Below are 10985 nucleotides of genomic sequence, written 5' to 3'. Positions count from 1 at the left end.
ATGGTCAGCCCTCCAAGAGCCGACCACCCATGAATCATTGAAAAATTGATTCGGGAATCCTATAAAACGCGACAAAATCAAAAATCTGCCAAAGTAGTGCTAGACATCGCCATCATCCAGCGCTTCTAATCCCCGCTCCTCCAGCCACCGCTTCGAGTTGAGCCGCAGCTCCATCGGCAGCGACCGCACAGCGGTGATGCACTTGTGCATCGTGTTCTCGGCCGCAGCTCGTCGTGAAAAACGACGCCCTTGCGGTTGCTCATTGCTTGAAGCGCTCGACAGCAGGATAGCGTTGCACACCTGATTGTAGCGCGCGACGTCATCGGTGCCTGACGCATCGATCATTTTCTTTCGAACACGTCGTGAATTTCGTCCCAATCCGTTTTCATCTGTTGGGCGACTTCATCAATCAAAGCGAAGGCCTGCTCGCGTGTGGTTGCGATCTTGTCGATGTTCTCGGTGATATGCGATCTACACACCCCGATGATCGCGCAACGCTCACTCCCATCGTCGGCACCCCAGCCAACATGGTTGAGCAGCTCGTTAACCGCGTCGAGAGCGGTGACTTTGAGGGCGGTGTAATCGGACATGAACCTTGGCTGGCACAAGTTTGATCGCTCCCTTTGAGAAGTTCCTGCGCCCTGACGAACGCAGCTTCCTTCGAAAGGTTGCCATCCATTGCGCGCCAGCTTGCGTACTCTGCGCAATCTCGGCCACAACGCCGCCGAACAGTACCATGCCAGTTGTAAAATGATCTGGGCCAGAATTTCAATGATCACCGCTTGGTCCCCAATGGGGTGAGATCTCCAGCGCCCGGCACAGACCTACACCGTCAGCCATGTAGATCAACTGGTGCAAGCTCGATTGTATGGATCGCAGCCCGACAAATGCTCATGTCGTTCGCCAATGGCGAACACGTCATCGCCATCGACGAATACCGCGGACGTCTCTGCCATGTCTCCACGAACATTTACGACCATACTGGCGCCTCTGGTGGTTCGCTCACGCTGAGTTCTTCGCATTTTGAGCCGGAGCGGACATTCGCTTTCCATCGGTCGTTCGCCCGCATTGCAATACGGAACTGAAGGGTGGCCCAGCCTGTTTGTTTGAGTAAGCCAAGCGGAGGTTGACATGAGGATCATTCTGATAACGACGATTTGCTGGGCTTTTTCGTGCGGATTTGCGACAGCGCAAGCCGATCCGAAGAAAGACTTGAACGCGCCAACTGGACAATCGGCACCAGAAGAAAAAGGTCAATTGCAGCCACAAGGTTGGACCGGACCGCTGGATACGAAATCGGGTGGCGCGCCGCCGGAAAGCCCGCAAGGTCAAAGCCCACCAGGAATGCAGGCAGCGCCGGACGGATCAACCAAAGTGGTGACCGAACCACGTAAGTAAGTCTCACTTGGTTTGTCGTCGAGAAGTTCCGCCGAGGATGAGCTGACCCGTAACGTCTGTCTGTGTCGGGCTGCTGGCCGCGCTTGCCGTCACGACCATATCGAGTTTGCGAGGCCGCTAATCTTTTTGTCCCGCCGGCTATTGAGCCGGCGGGCTCTCCATGCGCTGGCGCCACTTATTGGCAGATAATTCCTTTCGCTTCGAGCTAGTGACGACCTGCCAACCTTCGTTGGGTGGCTGACGCTCTTGCTGTACTGGGGGAACGGGCTTTTGAAATCTGGCCGCCCACCGCTGCGCCAACCGTCTTTCAAATTCCAGAGGGACTATACTCACGTCCGACACTCCAGGTTCACGGTCTTGCCGGTTGGAGCGTCAACGCTTGTCGTGTCTCAAAGGTCCGAATGCGCCGATCGGGAGGCGTAGAGATTTGGTTCAGCCCGCGGGCCCTGTACTGGCCTGTTTGAAAAATGCAGTGCCCTAAATCGTTTAGGGAACCGGTTGGTCATGGTAGTGGTTCGGCATTGGATGAACGGGAACGTGCCGACCAACGATGACAGACGCAGGCAAAGAAGCTCCACCGCAAGACCGAGGCCCATACCCTTCGTGCCCCATTGCCATGGGGAGTTGGCTCTTGCTTTTTCGACATTCGATCCCCGCGTGAACCAAAACGTTGGGGTGTTCGAATGTCAGAGGTGCTACAGGCAGGTTTGGGAAAACGAGATAGCGTGAGGCCGCCTCGGTAGGAGACGACTATACATTCTCGGCGTTAGCTCTTCGGCAAGGGCTCCTTATGTTCGACTTCGATCTATTTTCCAAACGCGAATGGGCGACGATGATTGTCGCTTTCGTCGCTGTAACCGCTCTCGCCCTCTACTGTTTTTTCAAATTTCTCGACTACCTGGCGCCGCACCTCTAAGGCCGCCTCAGTTGGTGGCCTCTTATTGATCCCTCTTCAGCTTGCGCCGAGCCCAGCCCGTGCCTACCAGCTCCGTTGACCATGGTCTCTCGGGGGCGGGCCTGTACGTAGGAACAAGTGGCAAATGAGCGGTTTGTTGTTGTGCTCTGGATGTTGGGTCCCCCTGCCAGCCCGAGCAACCCAACGGCCCCAGCCGCCCGGCAGCAGCTGGGGCCGGCTTTTTTGTTGGTGAATGCAAAAAGGCCGCCCCAGGGCGGCCTTAGTTTTGAAGCGTCGATCTAAACTCTCTGCTGAAATATGCCCGCCGCCAAACTTGTAGCTGCGAGCCGCCCGGGTACGCAATAAATCCGAAATCAAGACCAGCCCGGCTTTCCGAGGCTATCAAGGCGCTGCGCGGCCGCTAATAACATATGTAAGCGGAACCGGGAAAAATCGGCATTTTTTGATTCCAGCAATGTGCTCAAACGAACAGAAACGCTGTGAGGGCAGAGTAATCTGAAAATCGCTTGGTCTTGCCAAGGGCCAAGCATCCCCAAGCGGCCCCGGTCCCACACCTCAAAAGCCCCCATGGCCGGGGCCGTCTTTAAGGTGGCTACCGATAGCTCACGCCGCCGATAGACCCTTTTGCGTTCCAATTGAAATCCGGCCGGACGTCGGCGCCGCGCCGGCCGCACGACCGAGAAAAGAACCGCGGCTCGAGGTCGGACAGCCGCAGATCGTCCGGCCAGCAATCGGCGTGCAGGGCTACGCTATGGCTGCATCGGTTAGCGCGATAGACAGGACGCTGCGCATGCCCATCTCGCGCATCTAGCCAGCGTAATCTTCACCGGGCGGCCTGGGATTCACCTACCTTACCCCACATCCGAACCGGCTTTTCCTGCATGCCAACCCTTCTCTGTCGGCTGATAACGCTCTCCACGTTTCACCAGCCAGCCGCCTTCAACCATCTTCTCTGCCAAAGCCTTCGAACATGCCGGCTGGCTGCTGCCGGGGTAATACAGGCCGTCCCTGCGCTCGACCAAAAAGCCGTAGACGCGCACCAGGCGAAGCGCTTTCAGCATGCCGGGAATGAGAACTACGGTCGTGCTCGTCATTGCTTTCCAAACGACGGCCCCACCGAACGTTCCCGAAGCCATTCGGCAAAAGCTGCGTCAATATCATCCTAGCGTCGTGGAACGAGCGCGAGCCACTGCAGGTCGTGGGTTTGGAAAAGCTAAGGCGCGTCGATTACTCAGAGAGAGCGACCAGTGGCGCCGCCTATGTCGGAAGGCATACAGACCGGATTGCCGACTCTTCCTAGACCTCAGTAAACCTCGGCGACCCCCATTACCGCCGAGGTCCAACGGTCCCGGCATGTAGGGGTGCCGGGACCGTTTTTTAGCGGACGCTCATCATGGCAAGGCCGCCTCACCTGGCGGCCTTAGCACAAAACCGAGCCCGCGCGGTAACGCCAACCGTCAACCCTAGCGGGCGCGCTTGGCGGTTTTCTTAGCTTTCTTCTCGACCCGCACGCCTTTGAATTTTTTCGCGGCTTTCTTCGCTGTTTTCGGCTTCTTCACAGCCATGAACTCGCCGGACGTCCTGTCGCGTTTGGTATAGCCGCTCGCGCCGCCGATTGTCGTTTTGGTCTGCGAGCGTTTCTTCACCGCGCCCTTGCGCGCGTTGTCGCCAGTCGGTTTATTGACGGCCATGTTTCCTCCGCTGGTTGCCTCTCGTTATAAAAGGCGCGGCTAAGCGAGCGGTTCCAACCCGAGGAACGAACCGGCGCGTATCAAATTGAGTCCCGGTTCTGTTGCGTGGAGTTGCGTATGCGTCAGTCCCGATGGCTTCTGTCGATCGCCCCGAACAGCGACGAGACTGTCTACCTGGTCGCAGACAACTCCGGCCGCAATGGCAGCGCATGGTGCGAAGCAGACTTGGAGATGGCGGCGGAAACCGTCATCCAGGATCTGCTTGCCGGAAAATATCGCCAGCCGATCCGGGTAGTCGCCTTCAACACGGCCGTACGCTGGTCGGAAGATGTTTCCGAGGACATTGCCGGCGAGATCCAGCGTCGTTGCAATCTTCAACTGAGCGACGTGCCTTCGTACCTGCAGGAGTTTGTGGATCGCTACTCACCACAAGACCTGCAGCAATTCAGTCTTCGCCTGGTGTAGCGATGGCCTTCCAGGGAAAAAAGCCGGAAGCGCTGGGCGTCAAGGCGCCCTTCCCCGGCTTCATCGAGCCGGCCCTGGCGGCCTCGATCGACCGCGTGCCGTCCGGCGAGCGATGGATCCATGAAATCAAGTTCGATGGCTACCGGGTGCAGGTCCACCTCGCCAACGAAGCGGTGAAGGTTTTCACGCGGCGCGGTCACGACTGGACCAATCGCTTCCGGAAGGTCGCCAACGACGCTTGGCACCTCAAGGCCAGTGCCGCAATCATCGACGGTGAATCGTGGTGCCCGCCGCCGACGGCACGACGGATTTCTCGGTTCTACAGAACGAGCTCAAGGGCGCCTCGACGAAGATCGTGCTCGTCGCCTTCGACCTGCTTTATCTCAACGGCAGGGACCTCCGGAAAGTCCCCCTGCTCCAGCGCAAGGCTGCGCTGAAGAAGATTATCACCGGCAGCGACGTGCAGTTCAGCGAGAGCTTCGAGATCGACGGCCGCGAGATGTTCACGCATGCCTGCAAGGTTGGGCTCGAAGGCGTCGTCTCGAAGGTCCGGGACAGCGTCTATGGCAGCGGCCGGGGCAACAATTGGGTCAAGAAAACCTGCGCCCAACGCGAGACCCTGACGATTGCCGGCTTCGCGCTTGACGAGGGCAAATGGGACGGCATTTATCTCGCGCGGCGCAAGGGCGACCACCTGATCTATGCCGGCAAGGTCGACCACGGCTTCGACAAGACATCGGCGGCCGAGCTGAGGCGGCGCCTCGAGCCGCTGGTCCGGAAGACACAGCCCTATGCCAGGATGATTGCGCACAAAGGCATCTGGGTCGAACCGAAGCTGCTTGCTGAGATCGAGTATCGCGCCAAGTCCGCCGAGGGAAAGGTGCGGCATCCGTTCTTCAAGGGACTGCGGGAGACCTGTAACGGCGCGGCAATCGGTGACAAAATTTTTTCAGCCCCCTCTTGAAACCAAAATTGGCTTTGCTAATTTTTTTGTCGCCATCTGACGATGGCGTCCGGGCGCCTGACGGGCCCGGCCAGAGACGGGCACCGGTTGTGTCCGGTGCCGCTCGTAGACATCTTGCTCTTAGGAGGATTTGGCTATGCGCACCTACGATTTTGCCCCCCTCTGGCGCTCGACCATTGGTTTCGACCGCCTTTTCGACCTCGCAGAAGTGGCTCAGCGGGCCAGCGAGGACAACTATCCGCCCTACAACATCGAACGTCTGGCCGACGACCGCTATCAGATCTCGCTCGCGGTGGCGGGTTTCTCGCCCGACGACATCGTCATCACCGCCGAGCAGAACGTGGTGACGGTCGAAGGCAGCAAATCCGACAAGACTGAGCGTGATTTCCTCTATCGCGGTATCTCGACCCGCGGTTTCAAGCGGCAGTTCAACCTCGCAGAATATGTCCAGGTGAAAGGCGCCGCGTTCGACAACGGCTTGCTGACCATCGAACTCGTTCGCGAGATCCCGGAAGCCATGAAGCCGCGGCGTATCGCCATTGCCGGCGCAACGTCTTCCGGCAACGTCCACCAGATCGAGGCCAAGGCGGCCTAATCCATCGCCCGAGAATGCCGCGCGTCGTCCGACGCGCGGCATCCGCTTCGTCCAAAGAATGGAGGATACCATGCGGCTGACGACCGCTTCCGACGACAATGTCATCGATTTCAACACGCTGCTGCATCCCTGCACCGTGTTCGAGCACCCGGGGGATGTACTGGCAGACCCTTCGCTTTCGATCTGCGAGAAACGCGCCATTCTCGCATCCTGGGCGTCTGACGCATCGGCGATCGCTTCTTGCCCATCGTTGCGGGCACCGGTTGGACTTAAAGCGCCGGTCACCATCGACGAGATACTCGAAGCGCTGTGCGAACTCGACGGTGGTCCACGCAATCCCCCCGGAGGGAAGCCCTACCGTCTCTGTTCGACATCCAGACTTCTGGCCGCCTGAGGATCGCGATGGATAACATTGCCTTGCCCAGAGACGTCCTGAACCGCATCGAGCGTCGTTGGATGACCAAGTTCTCGCAGGCTCCTTTCTGCCAACAGTCCTCACCGCTTGGCGATGATCCACTCCGATCGCCGCGAGTTCGGCGACTGCTGGAGGGATCCTTGAGGCCTCCTACAGGAGCCAAAAGGACGGAAACCCGCCGAGCCTGACGCGCGCGAGATAACAGAAACAGACTTCGACCTCCGAAGCTTGCGCGTTTCGGAGGTCTTTCGTTGTCCTCCTTGCGGTACCTCGTCGGCTTGTAAGCCTAATCTCGCGCGCGTCGCAGCGCAGCCGTCAGCTTCTCCCTTTCCTTCTCCCACCGGTTGTGCTCAGCCTGAACACTCGACGTCTGGGTCGTCGGTCTCCTTGGCGAAGCCTTGATGGAAGAGATTGCTGCCGGCCCCACGCTTCCAGCGCTGCTTTCATAGGGGGCAGCGATAGCTAGATCGTACTATCCCAGAGATGTTTGGCACGTCTTCAGTTTACGCGGAATGTCGGGAGCTCACCCGCGCGACGGTGAAGCTTCGGCATACGGACGTACTGCGCAGCAGTGGTCTGTCCGCGCGGCGCTTCGGGCAAGACATTAACGAGCTCGTTGATCATCCGACCGAGCCTCGATTGCGCTGCGAGTTGCCAATCTACGAAAGCCCGCCCGGATCAATTAACCTCAACGGAATGCCTGCCTGTCGCCCCAATCGAGCGCAAATACAGAATGCGCTAACCAATGTTCCGAAGTCTTCGGGAAATCTCCATTGAGCTTCGTAATTTCGGCAGCTTGGACGCTGCCGCTGCAAGCGCTGTCGACACCTGTTTAGGGTCGCGCTTTTGCCTGCAGCGCATTTTCGAGGCTGCGGCGCAGAGTTTCCGGCGCGTAGGGCTTCACGACCAGCACCGCGTCCAAGAGCTCGGCTTCGGATTGGATCCCGCTGTCACCTGTCGCCACAACAATGCACAAGTCGGGTCGCAGCGAGCGGGCGTCCTTTGCGAGTTGCAGGCCGGACACTCCGGGGAGGCCGACATCGGTCACGAGGATATCCACGGCAGCCTGATTGAGGGCTTTCAACCCCTCTTCGGCGGAGCTGGCCTCCATCACCTTGCAGCCCAGATCGTTCAACATCTCCGTTGCTGTCAGGCGGATCAGTTCGTCGTCTTCGACGAGCAACACGGTCGCACCCTTGACGGCGTCTTCGCTTGTGGGCTGACGCGATTCCGTAGCGGCGAGACGCCGTTGAGCATGGTTGGCAAGCACATGCCTGATCTTCCGCGCAAGCGCTTCCCGCGTATAGGGCTTGGCCAAAAGCTCCACTCCCGGGTCGAGCCGTCCTCCGTGCACGATGGCGTTCTGCGTGTAGCCTGATGTGAAAAGGACTGCAACGTTGGGCAGCCGTTCCTTGGCTTTCCGCGCCAACTCCGGGCTGCGCAGGGTGCCGGGCATCATCACGTCGGTGAAGATCAGGTCGATTGGTATGCCGCTGTCGACGATGGCTAGCGCGGCCACCGCATCTCTCGCCTTCACCACGCGGTAGCCAAGATCGGAGAGCATCGACACCGCGACCTCGCGCACTTCATCGTCATCCTCGACCACCAGTACGGTTTCCTCGCCGCCTTTGATGTCACCGGAGGTGGCACTAACTAGCGTATCCTCGATGGCCATTTCTCGCGGGAAGTATAGCTTCACCGTCGTTCCGGCGCCGATCTCGCTGTAAATTTTGACGTGTCCGCCGGATTGCTTAAGAAAACCGTAGACCATGGCAAGGCCAAGGCCAGTGCCCTTGCCCTCCGCCTTGGTCGTGAAGAAGGGCTCATAGACCCGCTCCAGGATATCTGACGGAATGCCGATGCCCGTGTCAGTTACCGCGATCATCACATATTGCCCCGCAATCAGATCATCGTAGTGGCGGACATACTCGTCGTCCAAGAAGGCATTGCTGGCCTCGATGGTCAGCCGGCCCTCGCCGTTCATCGCGTCGCGGGCGTTGATCGCGAGGTTGAGAATGGCATTCTCGAATTGATCGGGGTCGATGAGGCTATTCCACAGCCCACCGCCGACGACCGTCTCGACCTCGATCTCCTCGCCGATGGCGCGACGCAGCAGTTCATCCATGCCTTTGATCAGGCGACCGACGTTCACCACCCTCGGCTCCAGCGGCTGGCGCCTCGCGAAGGCGAGTAACTGGGTAGCAAGTTTCGATCCCCGCGCGACGCCGGCAAGAGCGCTCTGGACTCTCATCTCCGCTCGGGCATTACCCGCGATGTCCTTGCTGAGCAGTTGCAGGTTTCCGCTAATCACCTGCAATAGATTGTTGAAGTCGTGGGCAACGCCGCCAGTAAGTTGGCCGATCGCTTCCAGCTTCTGGGACCGGATCAACGTTGCTTGCGCCGCCTGGAGCGCGGCTTCCGCCTCACGCCGTTCTGTAATGTCCCGGGTCACTTTGGCGAATCCTACGAGCTTCCCGTCGTCGTCTCGAATCGCGTCGATCACGACATGCGCCCAAAAGCGAGTGCCGTCCTTTCGTACCCTTTGACCTTCATGCTCCCAGCGTCCTTCGCGGGATGCGGTCTGCAGGCCTGTTCGCGGGAGGCCCGCGGCGCGATCCTCTTCCGTATAGAAATTGGAGAAGTGGCGACCGATGATCTCTTCGGGTCCGTACCCCTTGATGCGCTGGGCCCCAGCGTTCCAACTCGCCACATTGCCTTCCACGTCCAGCATGTAGATGGCGTAGTCCGTAACACTTTGGACCATTAGCCGGAACTGCTGCTCGCTCTCGCGTAATTTGGCCTCGGCCGCCCTTCGCTCGGTCAGATCCCGGGTGATCTTGGCGAAACCTACAAGTTCGCCCTTAGGCGAACGGATCGCGTCAATGACGACATGGGCCCAGAACTGCGTGCCGTCCTTGCGCACACGCCAACCCTCTCGCTCGAAGCGTCCAGTTCGCTCCGCCTCCTCCAGCGCCAACGCAGGCACTTTCTGCTCCCGCTCGGTATCCGTATAGAATGTCGAGAAGTGGTGCCCTATGATCTCCTCAGCCTCATAGCCCTTAAAGCGCTTCGCTCCCGGGTTCCAGCTGGTGACATGCCCGTCGCGATCCAGCATATAGATCGCGTAGTCGGTGATCGCCTCAACAAGAAGCCGATAACGCCCCTCGCTGGATTGCGCAGCTTCGAAGCGGTCTGAGTTTTTCATTCGGGTCCTATCCAGCCCGCCGATTGCTGGAGGGTTGAGGTAAAACAATACTAAAACGTTTGAGTTCCTAGCCTTCGGTCATGCAGCTGACCTCTGGCATTTGTCCAGGGTCACACGGCGTGTAAGGCGTGGACTCATTAGCTCGCAACCAAAGGCGGATTGGTGCGAGTTTAACGAACGCCGGATAGTTGGCTGCGAATTTGAGCATATCGGTGCGCGACATTGGCCGGCTCAGGCATCACCTTCTCGACCAGCGACAACAGCGACACAAACACCACCGGGCAAAGACGTGTGGCAATGATGATAGAGGTCGCCAACTGAGGCGGCCTTACTCTCTCTCCTCGGTCCAAGTGCGTTCGCCGCATTGGCATTCGAACACGCGGACAGTGAGCCGGCGTAGAGACTCCATCATGTTATGGACGAGCTTGGGTCGAGCACCGCACTTGCAGCGTCGATCCTTCCGCGTCTTGGACCCTGAGACTTTGTCACTACTGAAGTAGATGACTCACCTGCCAAAGGTGATCACTAAGTGCAAAAGTGGACATTTGTTCCCATGCCTATCTTGGCAACGACACTGTCTGTGGCCAAGGGAGCGGCGTCATCGCTCATCATTGAGTTGGAGTTGTGTATGAGTCTGTCGCCCAATGCGCCAATGGCTGGTTTCGCGTTGCTTGCATGGACCACACGGAAAAAAAACGCCCCGTATTGCGGGGCAGTTTCTAATTCATCGTAAGTGTTAGGCTGCTTCAGCCTCCTGATTGATCGCTGTCTTTGCGATTTCAGTCAGAGCCTCGTCGGTCGCCTCTTCCTCTTCGAGGGTTTCCTCAAGGAGTGAGACGGCATCGTCGAGGCCAAGCTCTTCGGCCCAAGCAATCATCGTGCCGTAGCGAGAAATCTCATAGTGCTCGACGGCCTGAGCGGCGGCAAGGAGGCCGGCGTCGAGAGCGGGCGAGCCCTTATATTCTTCCATGATCTCGGCGCCCTCTTCTGTGATACCGACGATCGCGGCACAGGTTTTACCCTGCGGTTTCTTCTCGATCACCGCGAACACCTTCTCCAGTCGCTCGATCTGGCCCTCCGTCTCGGTGCGGTGTTTTTCGAATGCTGCTTTCAGTTCTTCGTTCTGAGCTGCCTTTGCCATCTTCGGCAGGGTGGCCAGGATTTTCTTCTCAGCGAAGTAGATATCCTTGAGAGTATCGTGGAACAGGTCGTCGAGAGTCTTCGGCTCTTTCGCCATTTGCGGTTCTCCAATGTTTTGAGGTAATCGCATCACCGCTGTGAAGCTCGGCGGCTAACGGGGCTGCCTTTGAGTCGTTCCAATTCCGGTCGCCCGGCT

10 protein-coding genes and 2 pseudogenes are annotated in these 10985 nt (G+C 58.6%); 5 read left to right on the top strand and 7 right to left on the bottom strand.

Features of this window, described 5'->3' with window-relative positions; genetic code table 11:
- Window positions 1–99 precede the first annotated feature (99 nt).
- Complete coding sequence (locus CT676_RS30840) at window positions 100–345, bottom strand: hypothetical protein (protein WP_085398129.1); 246 nt, start codon at window positions 343–345, stop codon at window positions 100–102.
- A complete protein-coding gene (locus CT676_RS30835) occupies window positions 342–779 on the bottom strand; it encodes a hypothetical protein (RefSeq protein ID WP_135216013.1) in 438 nt (145 codons plus the stop codon). The genes CT676_RS30840 and CT676_RS30835 overlap by 4 nt, the downstream gene beginning before the upstream one ends.
- Window positions 780–1131: 352 nt before the next feature.
- Here CT676_RS30835 and CT676_RS30830 point away from each other — a divergent pair, with 352 nt between their 5' ends.
- Window positions 1132–1398, top strand: a complete 267-nt coding sequence (locus CT676_RS30830) for a hypothetical protein (protein ID WP_135216012.1) — start codon at window positions 1132–1134, stop codon at window positions 1396–1398.
- A 1767-nt stretch (window positions 1399–3165) separates the two neighbouring features.
- Here CT676_RS30830 and CT676_RS30820 read toward each other — a convergent pair.
- Window positions 3166–3408, bottom strand: coding sequence for a hypothetical protein (locus CT676_RS30820; protein WP_135216011.1), 243 nt, complete (start codon window positions 3406–3408; stop codon window positions 3166–3168).
- 369 nt (window positions 3409–3777) lie between these two features.
- The gene (locus tag CT676_RS30815; RefSeq protein ID WP_038937520.1) at window positions 3778–4005 is read right to left on the bottom strand and encodes a hypothetical protein; all 228 of its coding nucleotides are present in this window, start codon (window positions 4003–4005) and stop codon (window positions 3778–3780) included.
- Between the two features lie 117 nt (window positions 4006–4122).
- Here CT676_RS30815 and CT676_RS30810 point away from each other — a divergent pair, with 117 nt between their 5' ends.
- From CT676_RS30810 to CT676_RS30795, 4 genes and pseudogenes are all read left to right on the top strand, one after another.
- Window positions 4123–4470, top strand: coding sequence for a hypothetical protein (locus CT676_RS30810; RefSeq protein WP_085398180.1), 348 nt, complete (start codon window positions 4123–4125; stop codon window positions 4468–4470).
- A gap of 2 nt (window positions 4471–4472) precedes the next feature.
- Window positions 4473–5434 (top strand): annotated as a pseudogene (gene ligD, locus CT676_RS30805) (non-homologous end-joining DNA ligase).
- A gap of 136 nt (window positions 5435–5570) precedes the next feature.
- Window positions 5571–6029: an Hsp20 family protein gene (locus CT676_RS30800; RefSeq protein WP_085398159.1), complete on the top strand. Its 459-nt coding sequence runs from the start codon at window positions 5571–5573 to the stop codon at window positions 6027–6029.
- A gap of 70 nt (window positions 6030–6099) precedes the next feature.
- Window positions 6100–6423 (top strand): hypothetical protein, encoded by a 324-nt coding sequence (locus tag CT676_RS30795; protein WP_135216010.1) that lies wholly within the window; start codon window positions 6100–6102, stop codon window positions 6421–6423.
- 386 nt (window positions 6424–6809) lie between these two features.
- Here CT676_RS30795 and CT676_RS45435 read toward each other — a convergent pair.
- The 3 genes and pseudogenes from CT676_RS45435 to CT676_RS30780 all read right to left on the bottom strand — a co-directional run.
- Window positions 6810–6958: pseudogene (locus CT676_RS45435) on the bottom strand (cell envelope biogenesis protein TolA); the annotation flags it as partial.
- 318 nt (window positions 6959–7276) lie between these two features.
- Complete coding sequence (locus CT676_RS30785; RefSeq protein ID WP_135216009.1) at window positions 7277–9649, bottom strand: PAS domain S-box protein; 2373 nt, start codon at window positions 9647–9649, stop codon at window positions 7277–7279.
- Between the two features lie 736 nt (window positions 9650–10385).
- Complete coding sequence (locus CT676_RS30780) at window positions 10386–10886, bottom strand: DUF892 family protein (RefSeq protein WP_014494395.1); 501 nt, start codon at window positions 10884–10886, stop codon at window positions 10386–10388.
- Window positions 10887–10985: the final 99 nt, after the last annotated feature.

It is taken from the genome of Bradyrhizobium sp. MOS001 (assembly GCF_004634465.1).
Lineage (GTDB): Bacteria > Pseudomonadota > Alphaproteobacteria > Rhizobiales > Xanthobacteraceae > Bradyrhizobium > Bradyrhizobium barranii.
The sequence above is the reverse complement of the archived record's forward strand: the minus strand, read 5'-3'. Positions and strand labels throughout refer to the sequence as shown.

Excerpts from the sequence above, each read along its gene's own strand:
- CT676_RS30815 (WP_038937520.1), bottom strand. The coding sequence starts at position 4,005 with ATGGCCGTCAATAAACCGACTGGCGACAACGCGCGCAAGGGCGCGGTG.
- CT676_RS30795 (WP_135216010.1), top strand. The coding sequence starts at position 6,100 with ATGCGGCTGACGACCGCTTCCGACGACAATGTCATCGATTTCAACACG.
- CT676_RS30780 (WP_014494395.1), bottom strand. The coding sequence starts at position 10,886 with ATGGCGAAAGAGCCGAAGACTCTCGACGACCTGTTCCACGATACTCTC.
- CT676_RS30800 (WP_085398159.1), top strand. The coding sequence starts at position 5,571 with ATGCGCACCTACGATTTTGCCCCCCTCTGGCGCTCGACCATTGGTTTC.
- CT676_RS30840 (WP_085398129.1), bottom strand. The coding sequence starts at position 345 with ATGATCGATGCGTCAGGCACCGATGACGTCGCGCGCTACAATCAGGTG.
- CT676_RS30820 (WP_135216011.1), bottom strand. The coding sequence starts at position 3,408 with ATGACGAGCACGACCGTAGTTCTCATTCCCGGCATGCTGAAAGCGCTT.
- CT676_RS30810 (WP_085398180.1), top strand. The coding sequence starts at position 4,123 with ATGCGTCAGTCCCGATGGCTTCTGTCGATCGCCCCGAACAGCGACGAG.
- CT676_RS30830 (WP_135216012.1), top strand. The coding sequence starts at position 1,132 with ATGAGGATCATTCTGATAACGACGATTTGCTGGGCTTTTTCGTGCGGA.
- CT676_RS30785 (WP_135216009.1), bottom strand. The coding sequence starts at position 9,649 with ATGAAAAACTCAGACCGCTTCGAAGCTGCGCAATCCAGCGAGGGGCGT.